The following is a 26,628-nucleotide window of genomic DNA, read 5'->3' as shown; positions in this document are numbered from 1 at the left end:
GTTGATTTCGGCCCGACGGCAAGGAAACATCGAGATGAGGGTCAGGAAAGGAGGTCGTGGTGACGCAGCCGTACGTCGTGCGCTACGTGGGTGGACCACTCGACGGGCGCGTCGACACCCTGCCCGAGCTGCCGGAACAGCCGAAGGACACCGTCACGCACGTGCACCTGCACGAGGGTCCGAAGATCGTGCACCACTACGACCTCTGCTACGCGGTCGAGTACGGGTGCGAGTACCGGGTCCGTGAGGCCGACGGGGACTAGCGTCCTGGTATGACCAGTTCGGCCAGCACCGGCCGGTGGTCGGAGGCCAGCGTCTCCGGCACGGTCGCCGACCGCACGCGGACACCCGCCGACACCGTCACGTAGTCGATTCGTTTCGCAGGCACGTCCGCCGGATAGGTGAGCCCGACCTCGGCAGGCTTCAGCCGGTCCCACAGCGGTGCCAGCTCCGGTGCGTCCGGGGTCGCGTTGAAGTCGCCGAGCAGCAGCGTCGGCCCGCGGCCCATGATCGACAACATGTCGTCGACCTGCGCGACCCGCACCGAGGGGTCCTCGCGGTAGTCGAGGTGTGTCGCGTAGACGTGCACCGCGATCCCCCTGGTGACGACGACGGCCTCCGCGAAGCCGGGTGCCGGCGCGGGGACCGGGTTGGGATCCTGTGTGGACAGTCTGGTGATGTCGTGGTTCTCGGTGTGCGGCATGGGAAGCCTGCTGAGGATGGCGACCCCGTACTGGCGCCGGGGCGCATCGGCGGTGAGTGGGTCGAGGTCGTAGATGGGTGCGAAGAACACCCGCATGCCGAGCAGCCTGGCGAGGTCGCGTGCCTGGTCGCGGAACTCGCTGCGCTCCGCCCAGTGGACGTCCACCTCCTGCAGCGCGACCACGTCGGGCCTGCCGGACCGGATGGCCCTGGCGGTCCTGCCGAGGTCCAGCACACCGTCGGCGCCGATACCGGTGTGGATGTTGTAGCTCATCACCCGCAGCGTGACCGGGCGCACGGCTGCCGCCGCGGGCGCGACCGAGAGCACGGACAGTACGACGAGCAGCACTACCCCGATGCGGCGCACGAAGACCACTCTAACGACAGGAGCCCTTTCGGAGGGTTAGGGCGGACAGACTGTTCCGTTGCGGGGCACTGCCGCGTCTGTCAGGAACTTGGTGGCCACGTCCGTGGCGCAGGGGGAGACGCCGATCGCGCCATGACCACCACCCTGCCACGAGACGAGCACACCCGAGTCGAGCTGCTGTGCGGCTCGTTCGGTGCCCTCGATCGGCGTGATCGCGTCGCTCGCCGTGCCGAGTACGAGGATCGGCGGTGCGCCCCGGCCCGTGGGGGTGGGCAGCGGGTGGTCGGGGATGGTCCACGGCGCGCAGAAGGCGAGCCGCTCGGCCGCGATCGGCCCGAAGAGGGGGTACTTCTGCTGCCACTCCTTCGCGCTCGTCGTCACCTGCTCAGGTGACATTCGAGTGCTCATGTCATTGCAGGTCGTGACCAGCGTGCCGTCGAACGACGCCGCCTGGTCGTCACTGTCCAACACGTAAGGCGCCAGTATCGCGCGCAGACCGTCGCCGTTCCCGGTCTTCGCCGCGGCGAGGGCGGCGGCCAGGTTGCGCCAGGAGTCGCGGTCGGACAGCCCGATGAGGATGGCGTGCATGGCCGCCCCCGCGGTGACGGTGAGCGTGGGTCCGTCGATGGGAGCGGTCCGCAGCTGGCCCAGCAGTTCGAGAAGGCTGCGTTCCGGGTCGTTCCCGAGTGGACAGCCACGCTGTACGCAGTCCGCGGCGAAGGCGTCCCACGCGGCCTCGCCACCCTTGGCGATGCCCTCGTAGGTGAGCTGCGCGTCGGCGGACGGGTCGGGCACCCCGTCGAGCACCAGGCGCCCCACCCGGTCGGGGAACCGGTCGGCGTACATGCTCAGGACCCGCGACCCCTCACCGTGTCCGACGCCGTTCAGCCGGGACACCCCGAGGGCGGTACGCAGGACGTCCAGGTCCGCGGCCGTGCGCCACGTGTCGAAGGCGGGCAGCTGGCTCTCCAGCGCGATGGAGCACTGCTGGCCCGCGGTCTGCGCGGCGTGGAACCAGTCGTCGACGTCGAGTGCCGACGGGTCGAACTCGACCATGGTGCGCCGCGTCTCCGGCGGCACGCACCTGGCGGCGGCCGAGTTCCCGGTCCCGCGCCGGTCCATCCCGATGAGCTGGAACTTCTCGAAGAACTCCTGCGGAAGCGACGCGGCGAGCCGGGCCGCGTACACGCTCCCCGGTAACCCGTCGACGTCGTTGACCACGACGATCGGCACCGGCCCGTCCCCGGCCTTCAGCAGCTGGATGCGCGCGGTCCCCCGGTCGGGTGCGTACGGGGAGTCGAGGACGCCGTTGAACTTGCCGCACCGCGCGTCGAGCCAGGCGGGGAGCGGCTGCACGGACAGAGCGCTCTGGATCTCGGGGGAGCACGTCCGCCACTGGATCGAGGTGTCGGCGTTCTCGAGCTGGGGCACCTCGCTGCGTGCGACGGACGGGGTGGTCGAGGCGCCCGGGCCGTCGTTGGTGATGATCTCGGGCCGGCTCGACGGGCCGGCGGTACAGGCCGACAGAACCCCCACCGCGGCGACCAGGGTGGCCACACGCACTCGCCAGGCCGTCACCGCGCGAGTCCTCCATCCGTCCGACTGTGGGCGAAGCCTCGCACGGCCGAGGTGAGAAGACCGTGAGACCGCCCCCGGCCGAACGATCAGGCCAGCACGTCGGCCAGGTCGAACCTGACCGGCTCCTCCAGCTGCGCGTACGTGCAGGACGTCGGCTCGCGGTCGGGCCGCCACCGGGAGAACTGCGCGGTGTGCCGGAACCGGACCCCTTCCATGTGGTCGTACCGGACCTCGACCACGCGCTCCGGCCGCAGCGGCACGAACGACAGGTCCTTGCCCTGCTGCCAGCGGCTGCCCTCCGCGTTCCTGGGCGTGCGCGTCCCCTCCTCCTGCTTGGCCCACGCCCACGGGTGCTCGTCGAAGGTCGTGACCAGCTCCTGCATCTCCTCGAACAGCTCCTCGCGCCTGGCCAGCGGGAACGCCCCGATCACGCCGACGCTCGCGAGCACGCCGTCGTCGTCGTAGAGGCCGAGCAGCAGCGATCCGACCCGGTTGGGCGCGGTCTTGTGCACGCGGTAGCCGGCGACGACACAGTCGGCCGTCCGCTCGTGCTTGATCTTGAACATCACCCGTTTGTCCGGCTCGTACACACCGTCGAGTGGCTTCGCGATCACCCCGTCCAACCCGGCGCCCTCGAACTGCGAGAACCACTCCTGCGCGACGTCCGGGTCGGTGGTGGTCCTGGTCAGGTGGACGGGTGCCTTGGCGGGCGCGAGTGCCTCCTCCAGCGCGGCGCGGCGGGCGGCGAACGGCTGCTCGGTGTAGTCGGTGTCGCCGAGTGCGAGCAGGTCGAACGCCACGAACTTGGCGGGGGTGGTCTCCGCGAGCATGTTCACCCGGCTCGCCGCCGGGTGGATGCGCTGCGCGAGCACCTCGAAGTCCAGCCGGTCGCCGGTCGGCCCGACGACGACGATCTCGCCGTCGACCACGCACCGCTCCGGCAGGTTCGCCCTGACCGCCTCGACCAGCTCCGGGAAGTACCTGGTCATCGGCTTCTCGTTGCGGCTGCCGATCTCCACCTCGTCGCCGTCGCGGAAGATGATCGAGCGGAACCCGTCCCACTTCGGCTCATAGCTCATCTCGCCGGTGGGGATCTTCTTCACCGGCTTGGCGAGCATCGGCTTGACCGGCGGCATGATCGGGAGCTGCATGCTGGCCATTCTCACCCGGGAGGGGCGGCGCGGCGATAGCGAAGCATCAGAAATCCCTCGTCAGACAGTACGGACTCGAGCGAGAGGTCCATTGGCACGCTCGACGGGCGCCCGTCGGTGACGCGGACCGCGCCCGCGCCGGTCAGCATCGGCGAGACGGTGAGACAGAACTGGTCCACCAGCCCGTCGGCCACGAGGTCGGCGAAGAGCGTCGGCCCACCCTCGCAGCACACCCGCAGCAGACCGCGTTCCGCCAGTGCGGACAGTACGAGCGACGCGTCGACCCGGTCCTCGCCCGCCACCACGACCTCGCCGCCCGCGTCCGTGATCTCCTTGCGCCACACCTCCGGCGAGGCCTCGGACGTGAGCATGATCGTCGGCACGGAGGCGTCGGTGACCAGCGGCGACGACGGCGGGATCGACCCGCGTCCTGTGACGACCGCGATGGGCGGGAGCTCCGGCAGCCCCAGCCGTGAACGCCGTTCGGCACGCACCTCGGTGTGTTTGACCGGCCCGTACCCCTCGGCCGTCGCGGTGCCCGCGCCGACGAGCACGACGTCGGCGAGGTCGCGGCCGAGCGCGAACACCTTCTTGTCGGCGGGGCTCGACAGGCCACGGGACCGGCCGGACACGGTGGCGGCGCCGTCGGCACTCGCGACGAAGTTGACCTGGACGTACGGCGTGGTCAGACCAGAGGGGTAGGCGTAGAGCTCTTCGAGCGTGCGGTCATCGACGGCGGAACCGGGGACCAGCAGATGCATGTCCCTCATCCCAGCACGAGTCAGTGACGCTTGCCGTTCCGGTGCTGGTTCACGAGAGCCCACACGGAGACGGCCTTGTTGTCCTCGTCGCCGCTGCGTCCCCTTCTGGCGAGGGGCTCCGAGCGGCTACCGCCTGCTTCGAGCTCCTGACGGATCTGGTCGTAGATCGGGGTGTCGGACAAAGTTACCCATCCTTCCCGTCGGCAGCCAAACCCTCGCAGGCTACGCAGCGTACCGCTTCGGATCCGTCACGGGGCCAAGGGGGTTGCGATAGAAAACGACTCGCCTCAAACGGTCCGATACCGGACGATCTGCGGTATGGGCGCGGGATTTCTCGAGGCGAACGGGCTTGCCCACAAGCTCGACGACGGGCGGCGGCTGTTCGACGACGTGACCTTCCGCGTGGGCACCGGACAGGTCGTGGCACTCGTCGGCGCGAACGGCGCGGGCAAGACGACACTGCTGCGGATGCTGTCCGGTGAGCTGTCACCGCTGGCAGGCGGCGTGACCGTCCAGGGTGGACTCGGGGTGATGCCCCAGTTCATCGGCTCGGTGCGCGACGACCGCACGGTCCGGGACCTGCTGCTGGCCGTGGCACCCCCGGCACTGCGGCGCGCGGCGGCGGAGCTGGACGACGCCGAGCTGGCAATGATGGAGACCGACGACGAGCCGACTCAGTTGCGTTATGCGACGGCCCTGACGGGGTGGGGCGAGGCAGGCGGGTACGACGCCGAGGTCCTGTGGGACACGGCGACGGTCGCGGCACTCGGTGTGCCCTACGACCGCGCGCAGTACCGGTCGGTGGCCACACTGTCCGGCGGTGAGCAGAAACGCCTGGTCCTGGAGGCGCTGTTACAGGGGCGCGAACAGGTGCTGCTACTCGACGAGCCGGACAACTACCTGGACGTGCCGGGCAAGCGCTGGCTCGAGGAGCGGCTCGCGGCGTGCGGCAAGGCCGTGCTGCTGGTCAGCCACGACCGCGAGCTGCTGGCGAGTGCCGCCACGCACGTCGTGTCGCTGGAGGGCGGCACGACCTGGGTGCACGGCGGCGGGTTCGCCACGCTGCAGGCCGCACGCGAGGCCCGCTGGGACCGCATGGCCGAGCTGCGCCGTCGCTGGGACGAGGAGCACCAGAAGCTGAAGGACCTGGTGCGCACCCTCCAGCAGCAGGCCATGATCAGCGACGCGATGGCCGCCAGGTACAAGGCGGCGCAGACGCGGCTGCGCAAGTTCGAGGAGGCGGGGCCGCCGCCGCTGCCGCCGAAGTTCGAGAAGGTGGCGCCGAGGCTGCGTGGCGGGCGGACGGGCCTGCGGGTCATCCAGTGCGCGTCGCTCGAGCTGACCGGGTTGATGAAGCCGTTCGACCTGGAGGTGTTCTTCGGCGACCGGGTGGCCGTGCTGGGGTCGAACGGGTCGGGCAAGAGCCACTTCCTGCGGCTGCTGGGTGGTTCGCCGGTGGCGCACGAGGGCACGTGGAAGCTGGGCGCGCGGGTCGTGCCGGGGTCGTTCGCGCAGACCCACCAGCACCCGGAGTGGGTCGGCAGGACGCTGCTCGACGTGCTGTGGCACGGCGAGGACGGGCGGTCCGGGCTGGACGAGGGCGCGGCGTCCTCGCGGCTGTCCCGCTACGGCCTGGCCGGTGCGCGGTCGCAGCGGTTCGAGACGCTCTCCGGCGGGCAGCAGGCTCGGTTCCAGATCCTGTTGCTCGAGCTGTCCGGCGCGACGCTGCTGCTGCTCGACGAGCCGACCGACAACCTCGACCTGACGTCGGCGGAGGCACTGCAGGAGGCGCTGGAGGCGTTCGAGGGGACCGTCGTGTCGGTGACCCACGACCGGTGGTTCGCGCGCTCGTTCGACCGGTTCCTGGTGTTCCGGTCCGACGGCCGGGTGTCCGAAGAGGACGAACCGGTGTGGGACGAGACACGGGTTCGCAGGCAGCGCTGACGGGTTACCGTACGGTGTGGGCATTGCTGAGGATCTCGCGCGGACCGGTGTGCTTCGGGTGTCGATCAACCTGGGGAACCCGGTGTTGGCCCAGGGCACACCCGCCGCGCCGACCGGCGTCACGGTCGACATCGCCCGTGAGGTCGGTGCGCGGCTCGGCGTGCCGGTCGAGCTGGTGTGCTTCGACGCGGCCCACAGGTCGTTCGAGGCGCTCGTGTCCGGCACGACCGACCTGTGCTTCCTGGCGATCGAGCCCGCGCGCGCCGAGTCGGTGGCGTTCACCGCGCCGTACGTGGAGATCGAGGGCGTCTACGTGGTGCCGGACGCCTCGCCGATCACCGGCCCCGCCGACGTGGACCGGCCAGGCGTGCGCGTCGCGGTGAACGGCGGCTCGGCCTACGACCTGTTCCTGACCCGCACCCTGCGCGAGGCGACGCTGGTCCGCGGCGAGGACGGCATCGAGTCGTTCCGCGAGCAGGGCCTCGAGGCGGTGGCCGGGATCCGCCAGCCGATGACGGCGTTCGTGGCCGAGAACCCGGACCTGCGGCTGGTCGAGGAACGCTTCATGGCCATCCGGCAGGCGGTGGGCACGACCAGGGACAGGTCACCGGCGACGGTGGGTTTCCTCGGCGAGCTGGTCGAGGAGCTGAAGAAGACGGGCTTCGTGGCCGACTCGCTCCGCCGCGCCGGGCAGGCCGACGTGACAGTGGCGCCCCCCGCCACCCCCCAAACGCACTGAAGGCGTCCTTCGTAACGCCCAGCGCACTGAAGGACGCCTTCGTAACACTCGGTGCACTGGGGCCACTGGGGCCACTGGCGCGTACTGAAGGCGTCCTTCGTAACGCCCAGCGTCAGGAAGGCGTCCTTCAGTGCAGTCGAGGGGGCTTGAGCCGGGGGTGGGTGGTCCCGCACCCGAGGACCGGTCGGGTGCGGGGCCATGTCTCACCTGGTGGGTAGGTTCTCGATCGGAACGCCGCCCGTGTGGTTGGCCAGTGCCACGAGGCTCACCGGGCCCAGTGTCGCCTCGTCCAGGGCGACCACCGCGAGCGTGACCGTGTTCCCACCGTGCTCACGCAGGACCCCTGCCGGGAGTACGAACTCCCGCTGCGGTCCGAGGTTCGCGGTGAACTGACCCAGCTGCCAGCCGTTGACGAAGATCAGCGCCCGGTACTCGCCCGCCCCGTCGAACCGGAGGCCGACCGGCACGTCCTGGCCGCGCGGGAGGTCGAGGTCGAACTCCGTGCGGTACCAGGTCACGCCGGGCTGGACGGTCGCGGCCGGGCGGCCCCAGCCCTTCGCCGACGCGTCCGGCAGGTACCAGCCAGCGCGTTCGCCGTGGAGACCCCCGTTGTTCAGCGGGCCGCGCAGTCGGTCCGGCCTGTTGCCCTGGAGCCGCCACGTCACCGGCGCCGACGACCCGACCAGCTCGGCACCCACGAGCCCGCGCGGCTGTTTGAACCGGTTGTCGTCCGCGGTCCAGTCGTCGTTGTGGCCCATGTTGCCCACCAGCACGGAGATCACCGCGGGGGTTCCCGGTGCGAGGGCGGGCAGCGTGAACGTGCCAGGTCCCGGCCTCGGGTTCACCGGCGGCTCGGAGTCGGCCTGCGTGCCGCCGTTCGCCCAGCCGAGGTACCGGCCGTTGAGCCACACCTGATAGACGCCGTTCTTGCCGGTGATCGCGTTCAGCGACACGGCCGTCTCGGCACCGGTCGCGGTGAAGCTGCCCTGGTACCAGACGTGTCCGTAGTCGGCGCCGTAGTCGCCCGCGTACAGCACCGGCCGGGTCACCGGCGGGAACGGGCTCTCCGACGTCGCGTGCGACGCGACCGGCCAGCTCCTGTCGTCGGTCACGACGGGTTCCGCGCGGCTCTGCCAGTCCGTCAGCCTCGGCAGACGCACCGAGGCGGGGCCCGACACCGAACCCACGAGCGAGCCGCTGGCCGTGGTCCGGACCGGCACCGGCGTCGAGCCGATGACCAGCCGCCTCGCCGGTGCGAACACCTCGACCTCGCCCGCCGACGCCACGTCCGCGCGCAGCGTCACGGTCGACCCGGACACCCGTGCCGAGCGCACCAGCGACGTGCCCCGCACCAGCACCGGACCCGACGACGTGTCCGCGCGCCAGAAGTTCGCGGCCTCCTCGTCGGTGCCGAGCAACAGCAGTGCGGGCGGGCGACCGCCGCCGGACACCAGCACCCTGGCCAGGCCGTGGTGGGTGTAGTCGAGCCGCAGCTCACCGTCCGAATAGGACGAACGGACGGAGCCCGCCAGCACCCGCACGGACGGCTTCGACCGGTACCGCAACACCGTCGAGCCTGCCGAGCCGTCCCTGCCGTACAGCACCGCCACGTCCCGGCCGCCGATCCGCGCGTGTGTCATGATCTCCGACGTCGACCAGGCGAGCCGCTGCCCACCCATGTCGTACCCGGCCACCAGCACGTGCGCGTCCCGGCCGTCGAGCGACACCGGCACCGAGTACCGTCCGTCCGGTGTGGACCAGTCCAGTGTGGACTCGTCGAGGGTGGTCGCCGCCCGGTCGGTGTGGCGCAGCAGCACGAACTGCGTCCCGGTGTCCGGGTTGGCCCGCGCGACCGTCGTGAGCGCCGGGTTGCTCGACGCGGGCCCGGCGGCAGGGTCCGTCTTCGTCAGCGGCGCCACCGAGGTGACGAAGTAGCCCTGCCGCTTGAACTCGGCGTACTTGTCGGTGAGCTGACGCGCCTCGGTGATCGCCGCGCCGTAGTCGTAGGAGGTGTAGACGTCGTTCGGCTGACCGAGCCAGCCCCAGTTCGTGCCGCCGTAGGCCATGTAGAAGCCGAACATGGTGGCGCCGCTCGCCACGAGGTTGTTCTTGTAGAAGTACTTCATGAAGCTCGGACCGGTCAGGTTCTCCCGGCACGCGTCGTACCCGGCGCGGTTCAGGTCGATCGAGCCCGCCTGGTACTCCGCCGCGTACACCGGTGCCGAGTCGGTCAGGCGCTCGGTGACGCCCTCACCCCACGTCCCCCACGTGTCCGGGGCCTGGCACTCGAACGACTGCGGGTAGTCGTCGACGCCGGGGATCTGCACCGCGCCGAGGCCGGACGCCCAGGTCGGCGTCCACGACGCGTCGCAGCACTGGTTGTGCGTGATCGGCACGTCGATCCCGGCCGCCCGCGCCGTGTCCTGCAGGTCCTGCATGTACTGGGCGTCGGTGTTGGCCGCGTACTCGTTCTCCACGTTGTACGCGATCACCGACCCGCCCCTGGTGACCTGGTGCCGCGCGATGATCGGGTTGAGGTGGCCGAGCCACTCCCGGTAGGCGGCCGTGTAACCGGGGTCGCTCGACCGTGCCCTGCCGGGAACCTGCTTGAGCCACGCGGGGAACCCGCCGCCGCTCGTCTCCGCGTTGATGTACGGGCCCGGCCGGACCACCACGTACAGGCCCAGCTCCTTGGCCATGTCCAGCAGCCGGTCGACGTCCCGGACACCGGTGAAGTCGTACACGCCGGGTGCGGGCGAGTGGTAGGCCCAGCTGAAGTAGAGGGACACGCCGTTGAAGCCCGCCGCGCGGATCTTCTCGAGCACGTCCCGCCACAGCGACGGGCTCGGCAGGCGGAAGTAGTGGAACTCCCCACCCCACAACAGGATTCGCTCGCCGTCGACCTTCAGGGAGTACTTGTCGTAGGTCACCGTGTGGGTTGGTGCGGCCATGGCGGGCGGCGCCACCACGGGCGCCGCGAGCGCTGCGGTCAGGACGGCCGCCGCCGCGGCCAGCATCATGCGTCTCATCGTGCGGTCACCTCACCGTGAAGGTGTCGACACGCAGGTTCCCCCCGAACACGAGGAACACGTCGTGCCGTCCGTCGGCCTTCCGCAGGCCCGCTGAGACCTGCGTGTAGGCGTACTTGTCCGCCGTCCCGGCGAAGGTCGCCGTGCCGACGAGTGGCCCGGTCGGGCCGTCGAGGCGGACCTCGATGGTGCCGGCACCGCCTGCCACCCGCGCGGTGAAGCTCGTCGCGTGCCGAAGGTCTGAGTTCCGGAACGAAACCCAGGCACCCATCGTGGCACCGACCGACTCGCCTCGCACCTTCGACGTGTCCACCAGGTCGATGCCCGCGTAGTCGTCGAAGTCGACCGCCCTGGTCGTGCGGGTCAGGTCGCGGGGCGGGATCGTCTCGCCGTTCACCCGAACCGACGACCGTGTCCGGATGTCCGAAGAGGACGCTCCGACCAGCAGGTCGTACGTGCTGGTCTCGACCACCCACCTGCCGCGGGTGACGTCCCAGTGCGCGAGGTCCCGGACGGGAACCCGCAGCGTCACGGTCCTCGTCTCACCCGCCCGGAGGTGGACCCGGTCGAACGCCCGCAGCGACTGGTTGGGCTGCGGGTCGCGCGAGGTCCGCTGGTGCGTGTACAGCTGCACCACCTCGTCGCCCGCGCGGCGCGACGTGTTGGTCACCGGCACGCGCACCTCGACGACGCCGTGCCGCTGGGTCGCCCTGGCGGTCCCGTAGCGGAACTCGCTGTAGGACAGGCCGTGCCCGAACGCGTAGAGCGGGGTGCCGTCGAAGTACTGGTACGTGCGCCCGGCCTTGATGATGTCGTAGTCGAGGATGCTCGGCAGGTCCGCGTCGGAGCGGTACCAGGTCTGCGTGACCCGGCCCGCCGGGTTGACGTCGCCGAACAGCACGTCCGCGATCGCGTGCCCGGTCTCCTGCCCGGCGTGCGTGGTCCACAGGATCGCGGGGACGTTGTCCTGCTCCCAGTTCAGGGTCGTCGGGTAGCTGTTCTCCACGACCACGACGGTGTGCGGGTTCGCCTTCTGAACCGCCCTGATGAGCGCGGACTGGCTCTCCGCCAGTGCCATCGTGGTCCGGTCGTGGTCCTCGCGGCCGTTGATGAACGGCATGCTGCCCACCACGACGACCGCCGCGTCCGCGCCGGTCACGGCCGCCACCGCGCTGTCGACACCGCTGGAGAGGGTCTCCTTGGTGAACCGGGCGGCGCCCGCCGCGTCGGGGGAGCCGAGGACCAGCGTGCCGTCAGCCGCCACGGTCAGGTAGTTGTTGGGGCCCTCCCAGTCGTTCGGCGTCTCGAAGCCGACGTACTTGATCACGAACGTGCCGTCGCCCGCGTCCTCGAGCGTGAACTGCTGCTGCACGAACCAGTCCCTCGGCTGCGGGGCGCGGTTCACGAACGGACTGGTCGCGCCGTAGTCGGCCCGTTCGACGTACTTGCCGTTGGCGACACTGCGCAGCGTCAGCACACCCTGGCCCCAGTCGAACACGTCGAACTGCTCGGTCGCGCCCGCGGCCGTGCCGCCTACGGTCAGGTTCGCACCGTCCACACCGGACCCCGCGGTCACGTACCGGCCGGAGCCGGCCTCCCGCAACGCGATCCGGTCGACGGCCTCGTTGCCCGTGACCGTGCCCGCACCGCCGAGCCGCTCGGTGATGCCCGCCCTCGGGGTCACCTGGTAGGGCATCCTGCCGGAGTACCAGTCGGTGTAGAGCGTGTCGGCCAGCGGCCCGACGACCGCGACCTTCTTCGCCGAGCCGGACAGCGGCAGCGCGCCGCGCGAGTTCTTCAGCAGCACCATGGCCTCGCCCGCCGCCTGCCGAGCAAGGCGCCGACTCGACGGGCTGTTCACCACGTCCATCGTGATGTCACCGTACGGGCCGCCACCCGGGTCGAACTCGCCGAGCCGGACGCGGATCGTGAGGATGTGCCGCACCGCGTCGTCCACATCGGACACCGCGAGCAGGCCCTGCGCCAGCGCGGCCTTCACCGCGTCGGTGGTCGGCGTGCCGTTGGTGTTGTCCACGGTGAAGCTGTCGACGCCCGCCTTCAGCGTGGCCGCGTCGGCCTCCGCGAGGGTGGGGTAGTAGGCCTGGCTGCCGGTGAGGTTGTTGGGGTTGCCCGCGTCGGTGACGTTCATCAGCTCCTGGTCGGTCCAGGTCCGCACCACGTCGTCGAGGTCGGGGCTCACGGTCATCGGCCTGCCGTTGGCCAGGTTGTACGCGGCCATCACGCCGGTCGCCGCGTCGTTCTCGATTGCGGGCTTGAACGCCAGTTCGTCGTACTCGCGCTTCACCCTGGGCCGCAGGTTCGACGACGTCCGGTCGCGCATGACCTCGTTGTTGTTGGCCAGGTAGTGCTTGAGCGTCGGCGCGGTCTTGAGGTGGCGCGGGTCGGGCCCGCTCATGCCACCCGCGTAGGCCGTGGAGATCACGCCGGTCAGGTACGCGTCCTCGGAGTAGCCCTCCTCGTTGCGGCCCCAGCGCGGGTCACGCAGCAGGTTCACCACCGGCGCCCACGTGTTGAGGCCCCACACGTCCGGATCGACGGAGTTGTAGCCGCGGGTCTCGTCGCCGACGACCGAGCCGACCCGCTCGATGAGCTTCGGGTCCCACGTCGAGCCCAGCCCGACGGACTGGGGGAACACCGTCGCCGTGGCGGTCCGCACAGCGCCGGGGTCTGGCGTGGAGTTGACGTCCGTCGACCACGCGAGCCCGTGCAGCGCCTCTGTTCCCGTCTTGAACCTGTCGATGCCGAGCCGGGGGATGGCCGGCTGGTACTGGTGCAGCAGGGAGATCTTCTCGTCGAGCGTGAGACGTCCCAGCAGGTCGTCGACCCGTCGCTCGACGGACAGGCGCGGGTCGCGGAACGGGTAGGCGGGCGCCGCGTCGGCGGGCGTGGCGACCAGGGAACCGGCTAACGCGGTGAGCAGGACCAGTGCGATGCGCGGTCTGATTCTCATTGGTGCTCCACATCGACGGTGATGGATGAGCCGGAAGCGGAAACAGGGGTCGAGCTGCCGAGCTGGACCCGCCAGTTCGCGGGCGGGTTGTCGACGGTGACGTGCACGGAGCCGCCACGCCGGGTGGTGGTGAACACGCAGGCGACATCGCCCGCGACGGTGGGGATCTCGGTGGTGACGGTCGCGCCCTCGGCGAGGTCGCCGAAGACCCGCAGGGTGACGCCGTCGGCGTAGTCGTACTCCGGCCGGTCGTCGACGGCGCCGACCGGCAGCACCGCACCGGGCCGCACGAGCAGCGGCACGCTGGCGAACCCGTGCTCCTCGCGCACCCACCGGGGTCCGGTGACGGTCTCGCCGGACAGGAGTTGCGTCCACTCCCCGTCCGGCACGTAGTACTCGACCCGTCCGTCCTCCGTGAACACCGGCGCCACGAGCAGGTCCGTCCCCAGCAGGTACTGGCGGTCCAGGTGCACGCACGCCGGGTCGTCAGGGAACTCGACGACCATGGCCCGCATCACCGGCACGCCCTCGAGGTGCGCGACGCGGGCCGCCTGGTACAGGTAGGGCATCAGCGTCGCCTTGAGCTTCGTGAACAGGCGCAGGACGTCCACGGCCTCCTCGTCGAACGCCCAGGGCACGCGGTAGGAGTAGTTGGCGTGCAGGCGGCTGTGCGAGGACAGCAGCCCGAACGCGATCCAGCGCTTGAACAGCCACGCCTCCGGGGTGCCCTCGAAGCCGCCGATGTCGTGGCTCCAGAACCCGAAGCCGGACATGGTCAGTGAGAGGCCGCCACGCAGCGACTCGGCCATGGACTGCGGCGTGGACAGGTTGTCCCCGCCCCAGTGCACCGGGAACTGTTGTGTGCCAACGGTCGCCGACCGCGCGAAGACGACGGCGTCGCGTTCGCCCCGCCGCTTGCGCAGCAGGTCGAACACCGTCCTGTTGTAGAGGTAGGTGTAGTAGTTGTGCATCTCCGTCGGGTCCGAGCCGTCGTAGTAGACGACGTCGGTGGGGATCCGCTCGCCGAAGTCCGATTTGAAGCAGTCGACCCCCATGTCCAGCAAGGCGTCCAGCTTGGCCGCGAACCACTCGCAGGCCTCCGGGTTGGTGAAGTCGACGATCGCGAGTCCCGGCTGCCAGAGGTCCCACTGCCACACGTCACCGTTGGGGCGTTTGAGGAAGTAGCCGCGTGCCCTGCCCTCCTCGAACAACGCCGACCGTTGCGCGACGTACGGGTTGATCCACACGCACACCCGCAGGCCGCGTGACTTCAGCCGGGCCAGCATCCCGCGCGGGTCGGGGAACACGCGTGGGTCCCACTCGAAGTCGCACCACGACAGCTCCCGCATCCAGAAGCAGTCGAAGTGGAACACCGACAGCGGCAGGTCGCGCTCGGCCATGCCCTCGATGAACGAGGTCACGGTCTGCTCGTCGTAGTCGGTGTTGAACGACGTCGACAGCCACAGCCCGAACGACCAGGCGGGCGGCAGCGCGGGCCTGCCGGTCAGTGCCGTGTACTTGGAGAGGATCTCCTTCGGTGTCGGACCGTAGATCACGAAGTACTGCATCGACTGGGACTCGACACTGAACTGGAGCTTCGACACGTCCTCGGACCCGACCTCGAACGACACCGAGCCGGGATAGTTCACGAACACGCCGTAGCCCGCGTTGGTCAGGAAGAACGGGACGTTCTTGTACGCCTGCTCGGTGCACGTGCCGCCGTCGGCGTTCCAGATGTCGACGGCCTGGCCGTTCTTCACCAGCGGGCCGAACCGCTCACCCATCCCGTACACGGCGTCCCCGACCCCCAGGCCCAACCGCTGCACGACGTGGCGACCGCCGTCCGAAGTGGACATCAGGGCGGTGTCCTTGGCGCCCGCGAAGGTGAGTGTCCGCCCGTTCGCCACGAACTCGACCAGCCACGGCTCGGCCCGGCGCACCCGAACCGACAGCGCGCCGGAGGCGAGCACGGCGGTCTCGTCGTCGACATCGGTCTCCGGGGTGCCGCCCGAGGGGAACAGCTCGAACTGGGGTGACTTGCGCGAACCACCAGCGTGGTGGGCGATCCGCACACCGATGACGTCCGGCATCGGCGCGGTGACGTCGAGGGTGAGTACCGCCCCGCTCTGCAGGTCACGCCGGTTGCGTACCGGGTAGGTCGGCGCGAGGATCCGCATCCCCTCGGCCGTCGCCGCCACGTCGAGCACCTGGACGGCATAGGTAGGCGTGACGCCCTCACGCATCATCCAGTGCCCGTCAGTGAACTTCACGACGCCACCTCGCCCGCTCCGCGGCCCCGGAACGCTCCGCAGGCTCCGCTACTCCGGCGCCCTCCGCGTTCGAGGTGGCGTCGTGAGTGTTGTTGGTTCGCTCCGCAAGCTCCGCTCATTTGACCGCTCCCACCGCGATGCCCCGCGTCAGTGTCCGTTGGAAGATCAGGAAGAACACCACCGCCGGCAGGATGCCGAGCAGCGCGGACGCGCTCTGCGCGGTGACGTCCATGAGCCGTTGCCCCTGCAGCACACCGAGTGCGACCGGGACCGTCTGGTTGTCGTTGGAGACCAGCATGATCATCGGGATGAAGAACTCGTTCCACGTCCAGATGAAGAAGAACACCAGCAGCACCGACAGCGTCGGCCACGACAGCGGCACCACCACCCGCCACAGCACCTGCCACCGGTTCGCGCCGTCGATCCGCGCCGCCTCGATGATCTCCCTCGGGAACGTGGAGAGCACCGACGACAGCAGGTACACGCCGAACGCGCTCTGGATCGCGGTGAAGATGATGACCACCGCGAGCTTCGTGTCGTAGAGGTCGACCTCCTTCGTCAGGTAGTACAGCGGGTAGACGAGCGCCTCCTGCGGCATCAGGTTGGCCAGCAGGAAGACCGCGATGATCCACGTGCGGCCCTTCACCCGGCCGATGCCGAGCGCGTAGGACATGAAGATCGCGACCAGGACCGCAAGCACCGCCACCGAGCCGGCGATCACCGTGCTGTTGAACAGCTTCTCGCCGAAGTCGACGCGCAGCCAGAAGTCCGTGACGCCCTTGAGGTAGATCCCGGTCGGCAGGCCGAGCGGACCCTTCGTCGTGTAGTCCTGCGGCGACTTCACCGCGTTCATCAGCACGAGCAGGAACGGGAAGAACGTGACGAGCGCGAGCACCGACGTCACGCCGAGCACGAGCCGCCTGGTCACGACGCGTCCTCCTTGTTCTGTGCGCGGAGGAACAGGAACGACAGCACGACGATCACGGCCGCCAGCACCGTGGCGATGGCCGCGCCGTAGCCGACGTTGTTGCTGACGAAGAAGTTCCGGTACGAGAAGTACGCGGGCGTGAGCGTCGACCCGCCCGGGCCGCCGCCGGTGAGCACGAAGATCTTGTCGAACGACTTCAGCGCCGCGATCGTGCACGTCAGCAGCACCACGAAGATCTCCTGCCGGATCTGCGGCACGGTGACCGACCACAGCCGCCGCCACCACGACGCCCCGTCGAGCGCCGCGGCCTCGTACAGCTGCGGGTCCACGCGCTGCAGGCCCGCCATGAAGATCACCAGCGGGTAGCCGATCTGGATCCACACGAGCACACCCATCACCGACAGGAGTGCGGTCCTCTCGTCACCGAGCCAGTTCTGTGCCCACGAGTCGAGCCCGACGAGCCGCAGGAAGGCGTTCGCCGCGCCGTTCTCCGGGTGCAGGATCCAACCCCACACGACCCCCGCCACGACCGCGGGCAGCACCTGCGGCAGGTAGAACGCCGCCCGCAGCGTGGTGGTGGTGCGCGGGTACTTCTTGGACACGACGTCGAACAACGCCGCGGCGAGCAGGAGCCCGAGGATCGTCGGGATGATCGCCATCGCCACGACGAGCGCGAGGTTGTTGCGGAAGGAGAGCCAGAACGTCTCGTCGGTGAAGAGCTTCTGGTACTGGTCGAACCCGACCCAGTCCGGGTCGCCGACACCCTGCCACCTGGTGAAGCTGATGCCGAGGTTCATCACGAGCGGCACCGCGATCACCGCGACGAACAGCAGCACCCCCGGGATGAGGTAGGGGACGTACCCGCCGCTCCGCTCGACCCGGCGCCCCCCGACCCGAGAGGGCGTCCGCGTGTCCCGGAGGGCGCCGGGATCACGCAGCGCACCCTCGGGGCGTTGGGTCACCGACACGTCACTTCCCCACGTTCGCGAGGTTCTCCTCGTACGGACCGGCCAGCTCGTCGAGTGCCTGGTCAGGGGACGCGGTGCCGTTGATCAGCTTCTGCGTCGCGGACACGAGCACGTCGTAGTAGCCGGGCACAGGCCAGTCCGGGTAGTAGCCGAGGCCGTCGCGGTCCACGAGCTTCTCGTAGTTCTCGATGAGGGTCTTGCTCTTCGGGTCGGTGATCGCGGACGCGTCGGCCGCCACCGGGATGCCGCCGGAGTTGCCCAGCAGGTTCTGGTTGGCCTTCTTCATGGTGATGTCGATGAAGTCGTACGCCAGGTCCTTGTTCTTCGACTTCTCCGGCACCACCCAGAGGTTCCCGCTCGACCCGAGCGCGAGGTCACTGTCGGGGAACAGGAACGAGTCCCACTCGAAGTCCTTCACCGTGGACTGCACGCGGCCGTACCACCAGCTGCCCGACACCATCATCGGGAACTTGCCGTCCATGAACGCCACACCCATGCTCTCCGCGTCGATGCCCGCGGCGTCCTTGGCGATGTAGCCCTTCTTCACCCAGTCGGCGAAGGTCGTCGCGGCGTAGGTCCACGCTTCGTCGTGGAAGTCGACGTCGCCGGTGTACTGCTGGAGGCTGCTCACCCACTTGCTGTCCGCTTTGGACAGTGCGAGCTGGTAGAGCAGCTGCTGCGCCGGGTACTCCTTGCCGCCGAGCGACAGCGGCGTCACGCCTGCCTGCCTGAACTTCTCCATGGCCGCGACCAGCTCGTCGAACGTCGTCGGCACCGCGACACCGTGCTGGGTGAAGAGGTTCTTGTTGTAGTAGACCATGGTGTACTCGGCGTAGTTCGGTACGCCGAACCACTTGTCGCCGCCCATCACGCCACGCTCGTCGTACTTGCACGTGGTCTGCAGGCTCGGGCTGAGCAGCTTGTCCCAGCCGTGCTTCGTGACCTCCGACGACATGTCGGTCAGCAGGCCCTGCCTGGACAGCAGGCCCGCGGTCGCGTTGCCCTTGTTGTACTCCATGATGTCCGGTGCCTCGTCGGAGTTCAGCACCATCTGCGCGCTCTTCTGGATCTGCTCGAAGCCCTTCTCCTCGAACTTCACCTTCACGCCTGGATGGCTCTTCTCGAACTCCTTGATCGCCGCGTCCCACGCCTTGCCCATCGCGCTGTCCGGGCCCTCGTAGTGCCACAGGCGCAGCTCGTTGGGGTTGCCGTCGGCCGCGTCGCTGCCGCACCCGGCGAGGGCGGTGGCGCCCACGAGAAGTGCCGCAAGTAAGGCCTTTCCTGGTTTGAACATCGTTGTTCCTCCCGGTCCTGGAAGAAGGGTGAGCGAAATGTCTGGTTCGTCGAATCGCTTCGACGACGGGCGTGGCGGGCGGGGACGGGGTAGTCGGGTCGTTACCTGGGGGAGCTGGTGCTGGCTCGGGGGGTCAACCGAGGGGGCAGGAGGGTGGCGGCGGGCACGGGCCTGCCCGCGAGCTTGGCCATCAGCAGTCCGACGGCCTGGCGGCCGACCTCCTCGGCCGGTATCGCCACGGAGGTCAGGGCGGGCATGGCGTGCTCGGCCAGGTCGTCGGGGCAGATCGCCACGACGGACAGGTCGTCCGGCACGGACCGGCCCGCCTCACGGAAGGCGGACAGGAGCGGCCCGACGACCGGCTCGTTGTGGACCACGACCGCCGTCAGGTCCGGGTGCTCGGCGAGCAGCTCGGCGGCGATCTTCCTGGCGCCCGCCGCCGTCGCCTCGCACGGGTGGATGCTGATCTCGACGCCGTGCCGTGCCGCGGCCTCGGTGATCCCGGCGTTCATCCTGGTCGCGAAGCCGGTCTTGCGCTCGTAGACCTCCGGCGGGGAGCCCACGAGTGCGATCCTGCGGTGACCCAGTGCGGCGAGGTGGTCGACGCACGCGGCGCCTGCCGCCGTGAAATCGAGGTCTATGCAGGTCAGATCGTCGGTGTCGGACGGGAACCCGATCAGCACGCAGGGGCGGTCGAGCTCCCTGAGCACCGGGATGCGCGGGTCGTCCAGCTCGACGTCCATGATGATCATCGCGTCGACCAGTGACGTGCCCGCGACGCGGCGCAGCCCCGCCTCGCCCTCGTTCTGGGTCAGCAGGAGGACGTCGTGGTCGTGCTCGCGGGCCGTGATGACGACCGACGTCGCGAACTGCATGATCACCGGCACGTGGATGCCGCTGCGCAGCGGCACCACCAGCGCGACGACGTTGCTGCGGTTGCTCGCGAGGGCCCTGGCACCCGCGTGGGGCTGGTAGCCGAGTGCTTTGATACTGGCGAGGACCCGCTCGCGGGTCTCCTGCGTGATGGACCGCTTACCGCTGAGGACGTAGGACACGGTGCTGGGGGCGACCCCGGCGTGCCGTGCGACGTCCTCGATCTTGGCCACGGTGCCCACCTGTCCCAGGAGACTGTCGAATCGCTTCGACGATGAAGGATAGGAGCGCTCCCAGCTTTCGGCAATCCCCGCGCTTGCCGAAAGTCCGTGCAAGGTTTTTCATACGCCTATGACTCAGGAGTGGTGGCGCGAGGCCGTCGTCTACCAGGTGTACGTGCGGAGCTTCGCCGACGGCGACGGCGACGGGGTCGGCGACCTGCCCGGGATGCGTTCCCGGCTGCCCTACCTGGCGGACCTCGGGGTCGACGCCGTCTGGCTCACCCCGTTCTACTCCTCGCCGATGGCCGACGGCGGCTACGACGTCGCCGACTACCGCTCGGTCGACCCGCTCTTCGGCACGCTCCACGACGCCGCGGGCCTGATCCACGACGCCCACGAGCTGGGCCTGCGGGTGATCGTCGACATCGTGCCCAACCACACCAGCGACCAGCACGAGTGGTTCCGCGCCGGGCTGCGTGACCACTACGTCTTCCGGCAGGGCAAGGGGGCACGGGGGGAGCTGCCACCCAACGACTGGCAGTCCGTCTTCGGCGGCCCCGCCTGGCGGAGGGTCGCGGACGGGAGCTGGTACCTCCACCTGTTCGCGCCGGAGCAACCCGACCTGAACTGGGAGAACCCGGCCGTGCGGACCGAGTTCCTCGACATCCTGCGGTTCTGGCTGGACCTCGGCGTCGACGGGTTCCGCGTGGACGTCGCACACGGCATGGTGAAGGCCGAGGGGCTCCCTGACGCCGGCCGCGAGAACCAGAGCGAGCTGCTGAGCGACGCGCCGCTGCCGTACTTCGACCAGGACGGCGTGCACGACATCTACCGCGAGTGGCGCAGGGTCCTCGACGCGTACCCGGGGGACCGGATGGCGGTAGCGGAGGCGTGGGCGCCGACCCCGGAGCGCACGGCCAACTACGCGCGGCCCGACGAGCTGCACCAGGCGTTCAACTTCCACTTCCTCCGGGCGGACTGGGCGGCCGACGCGATGCGCCCGGTCATCGACGCGATGCTGTCGACCGGCGTGCCCCCGACCTGGGTGCTGTCCAACCACGACGTGCAGCGGCACGTCACGCGTTACGGCGGCGGCGAGACGGGACTCCGGCGGGCGCGGGCGGCGGCGCTGCTGATGCTGGCGCTGCCCGGTTCCGCGTACGTCTACCAGGGCGAGGAGCTGGGCCTGCCCGAGGTGCTCGACCTGCCGGAGTCGGCGCTGCGGGACCCGGTGTGGGAGCGGTCGGGCCACACGGACCGCGGCCGCGACGGATGCCGCGTGCCGATCCCGTGGACCAGCACCGGGCCCTCCCTCGGGTTCGGCGCCGGGCCGGGGTGGCTGCCGCAGCCGGAGGCGTGGGCGAAGCTGTCCGCCGCCGAGCAGCACGGGTCGCCGGAGTCGATGTTGTCCCTGTACCGCAAGGTGCTGCGGCTGCGGCGGGTGCTGCCGTTCGGCGAGTTCTCCTGGCTCGACCTGCCCGAGGGCCTGCTGGGCTTCCGCAGGGGCGAGTTCCACTGCGTCGTGAACTTCGGGCCCTCCGGCGCGCGTCTCGCCGAGCCCGGCGAGGTGTTGGTGGCATCCTCGTACCACGGCCTCGAAGGAGGGGAGGTCCTCTTGCCACCGGACACCGCTCTGTGGTGGGCATGAACGCCCGCCTGAGTGACATCGCCGCGCAGGCAGGCGTCAGCGAGGCGACGGTCAGCCGGGTGCTGAACGGGAAGGCCGGCGTGTCCGCGGCGACACGCCAGGCGGTCGTCGCCGCCATGGACGTGCTCGGCTACGAGCGTCCGCCACGCCTGCGTGAGCGCAGTGCCGGGCTGATCGGCCTGATCACCCCGGAGCTGTCGAACCCGATCTTCCCCGCGCTCGCGCAGGTGATCGAGCAGGTGCTGACCTCACGCGGCTACACCCCGGTGCTGTGCACGCAGACCCCCGGCGGCTCGACCGAGGACCAGCTGACCGAGCTGCTCGTCGACCGCGGCGTGACGGGCATCATCTTCGTGTCCGGCCTGCACGCCGACTCGACCGCGGACATGGACCGCTACGTGAAGCTGGCCGGGCGCGGCGTCCCGTTCGTGATGATCAACGGGTACACGGAGAAGGTGTCCGCGCCCTTCGTGTCGACGGACGACCGCGCGGCCATGCGGCTCGCGATCTCGCACCTGGTGGAGCTGGGCCACGAACGCATCGGCCTCGCGGTCGGCCCACGCCGGTTCGTCCCCGTGCTGCGGAAGGTGGAGGGCTTCGTCCAACAGATGCGCACGGCTCTGCCGTACACGGCGGAGGAGGCGGAAGGGCTGGTACAGCACTCGCTGTTCACTGTGGAGGGTGGGCAGGCGGCCGCGGCCGCGTTGCTGGACAAGGAATGCACGGCGATCGTGTGTGCGAGCGACCTGATGGCGTTCGGCGCGGTGCGGTCCGCACGCCAGCGTGGCCTCGCCGTGCCGTCGGACGTCTCGGTGGTCGGCTTCGACGACTCGCCCCTGATCGTCTTCGCCGACCCGCCGCTCACGACGCTGCGCCAGCCCGTCGAGGCCATGGGCCAGGCCGCGGTGAACGCGCTGCTGGAGGAGATCGGCGGCACCCCGGCCCCGCACGCGGAGTTCGTCTTCCTGCCGGAACTGGTGGTCCGCGGCTCGACAGCGGCCCGAAGAGCGGCCACGGGAGTGAGGGGTGGGGCGACCCGTCCTCGGGCCGCCCCACCACGTTCCGGTTAGCGCCGGAACGTGCCCCCGTCCACGGTCACCGCGCCGGAGGACGGGGTGCGCAGGGTGCGGTTGGCGCCGGTCTCCCAGATCACCGGCTGACCGTCCTGTTTGATCACGAACTTGTACTCGATGTCCGTGTTCGACGGCAGCGAGCCGCTCCCGTTCCACCTCGGGTAGGTGCTCGAGTTGGTGGTCAGCGGTACCGCCGCGGCCGGGTCCCAGTTGCCGAGCGCCGGGACGTTCCCCACCACGAACACGTTCTGGCCGAACACGGTCTCCGCCTGCAGCGTGTAGTTCGCCGTGACGCTCGTCGGCGGCGTCTGCGTGCCGCCGGTGTGGAACGCCACGGCCGACTTCGCCGGCACGGTCAGCGTCGCCCGGCCACCCGACACCGTGACACCGGTCGCGCACGCCGTGATCACGTTGCAGTACGTGCCGTTCGCCAGGTTCACCGTGAACTGGCCCGTGTACGCGGCGCCACTGTTGTTGATCGCGACGAAACCCGCCGAGCCGCGGCCGAAGCCGATCACGTTCGCCGCTGGTGACTGCCAGTTCACCAGCGAGGCGCTCCCGACCGCGTTGTGGAACGCCACCATGCCGCGCACGGCCTGGTCGCGGTCGAGGCAGTACCAGCCGCTCGCGCAGTTGGTGTCCGTGACGAAGCCGTTCGAGTTCGGCGGCGCCTGGTCGTTGTTGCCGAACTGGAAGCCCGCGTACACGGTCGGCGTGGTGTGCGGGTAGGCGAGCTGGAAGACGTTGGCCAGCACGGCGGTCGCGCCGTCCTTGTACGTCAGGTGCTCGCCGTTGCGCTCGGTGTCGTGGTTGGTGACGAAGGAGACCGAGTTCGCGGCGGGCAGCAACCCCTGTGAGAACGAGGACAGCGACGCGATGTTGCCCTGGAACGCGGACTTCAGCTTGTCGCCGTAGGCGAAGTCGAGCACGTCGCCAGTGCCGTAGTACGAGCTTGCCGACGGCGGCTCACCGGGGAAGATCTCGAGGAACACGTACGGCCTCGCGCCGGAGGTCGTGTTCCGCAGGCGTCCCACGATGTTCGACAGGTCGGCGACGGGGATGTGCTTGGCCGCGTCGACGCGGAACCCGTCGACGCCGAGCGCTACCTGGGAGTTCAGGTAGCCCGCGAGCTTGCTCCGGACACTCTCCAGCCCCGTCTTGAGATCCGGCAGGTCGACCAGTTCGCAGTTCTGGACCTCCCACTGGTCGCCCCAGTTCGCGATGTCGTGGTCGCAGACGTCCACGTTGTACTCGCCCCGGTCGTACATCACCGGGTCGTACTTGTCGGACAGCGTCGTGCCGTCGTAGCCGACGCCGGTCTGCGCGGCCGTGTGGTTGACCACCGCGTCCGTGTACACCTTGATGCCGACGCCGTGACAGGTGTTGATCATGGCGGTGAAGTCGGACTGTGTGCCGAAGCGTGAGTTCAGCTTGTAGCTGTAGGGCTGGTAGATGTCCCACCAGACACCACTCGGGTTCCTGAGCGACTCGCCGGGTGGGGCGACCCAGACCGCGCCATAGCCGGCCGGGTCGAGCTGGTTGACGCACTCCGCGCCGACCGATCTCCAGTTCCAGGACCACAGGTTGGCGATCACGTCGCCGTTGGGGACGCCGGTGTCCGCGCTCGCGGTGCTGGCGCCGAAGCCACCGGTGCAGAGAGACGCCACGACCGACAGCACGATCGCGGGCAGGGTTCGCCTCATGCTTGGTCTCCTCGTTGAGCCTTTCGCAAGTTGCTGAAACTTCTTGCAGGCTAGCCCCGGAGACAGGCGGCTGTAAACGGTCAGGCGCCGGGAAACGTGCGCGGGCCGTCGGCATCGGGTGCGGCTCGAACCGCACGGGTCAGCGAGCGAGCACCTCGGTGATCGTGTCCACGCCGAGGTCCAGGTCCGCCCGCGAGATCATCAGCGGCGGCGCGACCCGCAGCGTCGTGTCGTGCGTCTCCTTGCACAGCACGCCGCGTCGCATCAGCTCCTCGCTCACCTCACGGGCGGTCAGGCCGCCCGGGGCGATCTCGACGCCCGCCCACAGACCACGGCCGCGGACCTCCGCGACACCGTGGCCGACGAGCGAGCCGAGCCGCGCGTGCAGGTGGGTGCCCAGCGACGCCGACCGGGCCAGGTAGTCGCCACTGCGCAGCAGCTCGAGCACCGCGCGGCCGACCGCGCAGGCCAGCGGGTTGCCGCCGAAGGTCGAGCCGTGCTCGCCGGGCTGGAGGACGCCCAGGACGTCACGGCGGCCGACGACCGCGGACACCGGCAGGATGCCGCCGCCGAGTGCCTTGCCGAGGGTGTAGAGATCGGCGGTGACGCCGTCGTGCTCGCAGGCGAACAGCGTGCCGGTCCGGCCGAGGCCCGACTGGATCTCGTCGGCGATCAGCAGGACGTCGTTGTCGGTGCAGAGCTGGCGCACCTCGCGCAGGTAGCCGGTCGGCGGGGTCAGCACCCCCGCCTCGCCCTGCACCGGCTCGACGAGGACGGCCGCGGTGCGCGGGGTGATCGCGTCGGCGAGCGCCTGGGTGTCGCCGTACTTCACGACGCGGAACCCCGGCGTGTACGGCCCGAAGCCGGCGCGGGCGGTGTCGTCGGTCGAGAACGAGATGATCGTCGTGGTGCGGCCGTGGAAGTTCGAGCCCGCGACGATGATCTCCGCGGCGCCGTCCGGCACCCCCTTGACCTGGTAGGCCCACTTGCGGGCGACCTTGAGCGCGGACTCGACGGCCTCCGCGCCCGAGTTCATCGGCAGCACCATCTCGGTGCCGGTCAGCTCGGCCAGCTCGCGGCAGAACAGACCGAGCTGGTCGTGGTGGAACGCGCGGCTGGTCAGCGTCACCCGCCCGAGCTGCTCGACGGCCGCGGCGACCAGCGCGGGGTGCCGGTGGCCGAAGTTGAGCGCCGAGTACCCGGCCAGGAAGTCCAGATACCGTCTTCCGTCCACGTCGGTGACCCACGCGCCCTCCGCCGCAGCGATCACCACGGGCAGCGGGTGGTAGTTGTGCGTGCTCCACTGCTCGTCGAGCGTGACGAAGTCTGCGGCAGTCATCGACATGTGAACAGGTTAAGCCCGTGAACTGGCGATTTCATCCGCAGACCCTTGCGTTGAGCGCCGGTTCGTTGCGTCGTCGCACGCGATGTCAGCTGTTCGTTGCGAATGCCGCACGGTAGGAGTTGGGGTTCGTGCCGACCACGCGCCTGAACCGTTCGCGGAAGGCCGTCGGGGAACCGAAGCCCACCTCGCTGGCAATCCGGTCGATGGGGTGGGTGGTGTTCTCCAGCAGGTACTGGGCATGCCGGACGCGTTCGCGGTGCAGCCAGCTCAGCGGCGTCGTGCCCGTCTGCTCGCGGAAGCGCCGGTTCAGGGTGCGCGTGCTCATGCCGGCGTGGGTGGCGATGTCGGCCAGCGTCAGGTCGGTCGACGCGTTGTCCGAAAGCCAGCGCAGCAGCGGCTCCAGCTCGGTGCCCCGGGGGAGCGCGGGCTGGTCCGCGACGATGAACTGCGCCTGACCGCCCTCCCGTTCCAGCGGCATGACCGACAGGCGGGCGGTGTCGGCGGCCACCGACGAGCCCCGGTCGCGGCGGACCAGGTGCAGGCACATGTCGAGGCCCGCCGCCGCCCCCGCCGAGGTCAGGAACTGTCCGTTGTCGACGTAGAGGACGTTCGGGTCGACGTCCACCTTCGGGTGGCGGGCCGCCAGCTCGGCCGCGGCGAGCCAGTGGGTGGTCGCACGCAGGCCGTCCAGCAGGCCGGTCTCGGCCAGGATGAAGGCGCCGACACAGATCGAGGCGATGCGTGTGCCCCTCGCCCCGGCCGCGCGGAGGGCGTCGAGGACCTCCGGTGGCGTGGGGGCACCGTGGTTGTCGTGGCCGGGGACGATGATCGTGTCCGCCTCCGCGAGGGCGTCGAGGCCCCGGTGCGGGTGCATGGTGAACGTCTCGGTCCGGACCGTGGCCGTGCCGCAGACCAGCACGCGGTAGGCGGGGCCGCCGTCGGGCGTGCGGGTGAAGCCGAACGTCTGGACCGGGGTGGCCAGGTCGAAGGGGATGACGTCGTCCAGCGCGAGCACGGCGATGGTGTGCATGAGACCCCTTGGCGAGAATCCGTTGATGACTGT

20 protein-coding genes are annotated in these 26,628 nt (G+C 69.9%); 5 read left to right on the top strand and 15 right to left on the bottom strand.

Annotated elements, in window-relative coordinates:
• The first annotated feature begins 59 nt into the window (after window positions 1-59).
• On the top strand, window positions 60-263 hold the full coding sequence (locus tag CLV71_RS10345; protein WP_133902415.1) for a hypothetical protein: 204 nt from the start codon (window positions 60-62) through the stop codon (window positions 261-263).
• Here CLV71_RS10345 and CLV71_RS10340 read toward each other — a convergent pair.
• The 5 genes from CLV71_RS10340 to CLV71_RS47565 form a co-directional block, all read right to left on the bottom strand.
• On the bottom strand, window positions 260-1,069 hold the full coding sequence (locus tag CLV71_RS10340; protein WP_341771503.1) for an endonuclease/exonuclease/phosphatase family protein: 810 nt from the start codon (window positions 1,067-1,069) through the stop codon (window positions 260-262). The two genes, CLV71_RS10345 and CLV71_RS10340, sit on opposite strands and share 4 nt — an antisense overlap.
• A gap of 36 nt (window positions 1,070-1,105) precedes the next feature.
• The gene (locus CLV71_RS10335; RefSeq protein WP_166664027.1) at window positions 1,106-2,647 is read right to left on the bottom strand and encodes an alpha/beta hydrolase; all 1,542 of its coding nucleotides are present in this window, start codon (window positions 2,645-2,647) and stop codon (window positions 1,106-1,108) included.
• A gap of 86 nt (window positions 2,648-2,733) precedes the next feature.
• On the bottom strand, window positions 2,734-3,798 hold the full coding sequence (locus CLV71_RS10330) for an ATP-dependent DNA ligase (RefSeq protein ID WP_133902413.1): 1,065 nt from the start codon (window positions 3,796-3,798) through the stop codon (window positions 2,734-2,736).
• Between the two features lie 11 nt (window positions 3,799-3,809).
• The gene (locus tag CLV71_RS10325) at window positions 3,810-4,559 is read right to left on the bottom strand and encodes a pyrimidine reductase family protein (protein WP_341771502.1); all 750 of its coding nucleotides are present in this window, start codon (window positions 4,557-4,559) and stop codon (window positions 3,810-3,812) included.
• 20 nt (window positions 4,560-4,579) lie between these two features.
• Window positions 4,580-4,741 carry a hypothetical protein gene (locus tag CLV71_RS47565; RefSeq protein WP_166664026.1) on the bottom strand — a complete coding sequence of 54 codons (162 nt, stop codon included), beginning with the start codon at window positions 4,739-4,741 and terminating at the stop codon, window positions 4,580-4,582.
• A 136-nt stretch (window positions 4,742-4,877) separates the two neighbouring features.
• Between CLV71_RS47565 and CLV71_RS10320 the strand changes: the two genes are divergently transcribed.
• Window positions 4,878-6,503 carry an ABC-F family ATP-binding cassette domain-containing protein gene (locus CLV71_RS10320; protein ID WP_133902411.1) on the top strand — a complete coding sequence of 542 codons (1,626 nt, stop codon included), beginning with the start codon at window positions 4,878-4,880 and terminating at the stop codon, window positions 6,501-6,503.
• Window positions 6,504-6,519: 16 nt separating this feature from the next.
• Window positions 6,520-7,242 (top strand): transporter substrate-binding domain-containing protein, encoded by a 723-nt coding sequence (locus CLV71_RS10315; protein ID WP_133902410.1) that lies wholly within the window; start codon window positions 6,520-6,522, stop codon window positions 7,240-7,242.
• Between the two features lie 203 nt (window positions 7,243-7,445).
• Here the strand turns inward: CLV71_RS10315 and CLV71_RS10310 are convergent, their stop codons facing one another.
• The 7 genes from CLV71_RS10310 to CLV71_RS10280 form a co-directional block, all read right to left on the bottom strand.
• On the bottom strand, window positions 7,446-10,271 hold the full coding sequence (locus tag CLV71_RS10310; protein WP_133902409.1) for a beta-galactosidase: 2,826 nt from the start codon (window positions 10,269-10,271) through the stop codon (window positions 7,446-7,448).
• 7 nt (window positions 10,272-10,278) lie between these two features.
• Window positions 10,279-13,242, bottom strand: a complete 2,964-nt coding sequence (locus CLV71_RS10305) for a glycoside hydrolase family 3 C-terminal domain-containing protein (protein ID WP_133902408.1) — start codon at window positions 13,240-13,242, stop codon at window positions 10,279-10,281.
• Window positions 13,239-15,512, bottom strand: a complete 2,274-nt coding sequence (yicI, locus tag CLV71_RS10300; RefSeq protein WP_133902407.1) for an alpha-xylosidase — start codon at window positions 15,510-15,512, stop codon at window positions 13,239-13,241. Before yicI ends, CLV71_RS10305 begins: the two co-directional genes overlap by 4 nt.
• 115 nt (window positions 15,513-15,627) lie before the next feature.
• A complete protein-coding gene (locus tag CLV71_RS10295) occupies window positions 15,628-16,440 on the bottom strand; it encodes a carbohydrate ABC transporter permease (protein ID WP_243866337.1) in 813 nt (270 codons plus the stop codon).
• Window positions 16,437-17,408 (bottom strand): carbohydrate ABC transporter permease, encoded by a 972-nt coding sequence (locus tag CLV71_RS10290; protein WP_243866336.1) that lies wholly within the window; start codon window positions 17,406-17,408, stop codon window positions 16,437-16,439. Before CLV71_RS10290 ends, CLV71_RS10295 begins: the two co-directional genes overlap by 4 nt.
• A gap of 1 nt (window position 17,409) precedes the next feature.
• The gene (locus CLV71_RS10285; protein ID WP_133902406.1) at window positions 17,410-18,702 is read right to left on the bottom strand and encodes an ABC transporter substrate-binding protein; all 1,293 of its coding nucleotides are present in this window, start codon (window positions 18,700-18,702) and stop codon (window positions 17,410-17,412) included.
• A gap of 101 nt (window positions 18,703-18,803) precedes the next feature.
• On the bottom strand, window positions 18,804-19,808 hold the full coding sequence (locus CLV71_RS10280) for a LacI family DNA-binding transcriptional regulator (RefSeq protein WP_133902405.1): 1,005 nt from the start codon (window positions 19,806-19,808) through the stop codon (window positions 18,804-18,806).
• A 118-nt stretch (window positions 19,809-19,926) separates the two neighbouring features.
• On the opposite strand from CLV71_RS10280, the gene CLV71_RS10275 reads away from it, so the two are divergent.
• Entirely contained in the window at window positions 19,927-21,444 is a 1,518-nt protein-coding gene (locus CLV71_RS10275) for a glycoside hydrolase family 13 protein (RefSeq protein WP_133902404.1), read from the top strand.
• Window positions 21,441-22,514, top strand: coding sequence for a LacI family DNA-binding transcriptional regulator (locus CLV71_RS10270; protein ID WP_133902403.1), 1,074 nt, complete (start codon window positions 21,441-21,443; stop codon window positions 22,512-22,514). The genes CLV71_RS10275 and CLV71_RS10270 overlap by 4 nt, the downstream gene beginning before the upstream one ends.
• Here CLV71_RS10270 and CLV71_RS10265 read toward each other — a convergent pair.
• From CLV71_RS10265 to CLV71_RS10255, 3 genes are all read right to left on the bottom strand, one after another.
• A complete protein-coding gene (locus CLV71_RS10265) occupies window positions 22,511-24,220 on the bottom strand; it encodes a carbohydrate-binding module family 20 domain-containing protein (protein ID WP_133902402.1) in 1,710 nt (569 codons plus the stop codon). The genes CLV71_RS10270 and CLV71_RS10265 overlap by 4 nt on opposite strands.
• A 139-nt stretch (window positions 24,221-24,359) precedes the next feature.
• The gene (rocD, locus tag CLV71_RS10260) at window positions 24,360-25,559 is read right to left on the bottom strand and encodes an ornithine--oxo-acid transaminase (RefSeq protein ID WP_133902571.1); all 1,200 of its coding nucleotides are present in this window, start codon (window positions 25,557-25,559) and stop codon (window positions 24,360-24,362) included.
• Between the two features lie 91 nt (window positions 25,560-25,650).
• Entirely contained in the window at window positions 25,651-26,595 is a 945-nt protein-coding gene (locus CLV71_RS10255) for a GlxA family transcriptional regulator (protein ID WP_133902401.1), read from the bottom strand.
• Between the last annotated feature and the right edge of the window lie 33 nt (window positions 26,596-26,628).

The organism is Actinophytocola oryzae, assembly GCF_004364325.1.
In the GTDB taxonomy this organism is placed as follows: Bacteria; Actinomycetota; Actinomycetes; order Mycobacteriales; family Pseudonocardiaceae; genus Actinophytocola; species Actinophytocola oryzae.
The sequence above is the reverse complement of the archived record's forward strand: the minus strand, read 5'-3'. Positions and strand labels throughout refer to the sequence as shown.

Coding starts and splice junctions, on each gene's coding strand:
- CLV71_RS10330 (WP_133902413.1), bottom strand. CDS start 3,798: ATGCAGCTCCCGATCATGCCGCCGGTCAAGCCGATGCTCGCCAAGCCG.
- CLV71_RS10325 (WP_341771502.1), bottom strand. CDS start 4,559: ATGCATCTGCTGGTCCCCGGTTCCGCCGTCGATGACCGCACGCTCGAA.
- CLV71_RS10320 (WP_133902411.1), top strand. CDS start 4,878: ATGGGCGCGGGATTTCTCGAGGCGAACGGGCTTGCCCACAAGCTCGAC.
- CLV71_RS10310 (WP_133902409.1), bottom strand. CDS start 10,271: ATGAGACGCATGATGCTGGCCGCGGCGGCGGCCGTCCTGACCGCAGCG.
- CLV71_RS10305 (WP_133902408.1), bottom strand. CDS start 13,242: ATGAGAATCAGACCGCGCATCGCACTGGTCCTGCTCACCGCGTTAGCC.
- CLV71_RS10285 (WP_133902406.1), bottom strand. CDS start 18,702: ATGTTCAAACCAGGAAAGGCCTTACTTGCGGCACTTCTCGTGGGCGCC.
- CLV71_RS10275 (WP_133902404.1), top strand. CDS start 19,927: ATGACTCAGGAGTGGTGGCGCGAGGCCGTCGTCTACCAGGTGTACGTG.
- CLV71_RS10270 (WP_133902403.1), top strand. CDS start 21,441: ATGAACGCCCGCCTGAGTGACATCGCCGCGCAGGCAGGCGTCAGCGAG.
- CLV71_RS10265 (WP_133902402.1), bottom strand. CDS start 24,220: ATGAGGCGAACCCTGCCCGCGATCGTGCTGTCGGTCGTGGCGTCTCTC.
- rocD (WP_133902571.1), bottom strand. CDS start 25,559: ATGACTGCCGCAGACTTCGTCACGCTCGACGAGCAGTGGAGCACGCAC.
- CLV71_RS10255 (WP_133902401.1), bottom strand. CDS start 26,595: ATGCACACCATCGCCGTGCTCGCGCTGGACGACGTCATCCCCTTCGAC.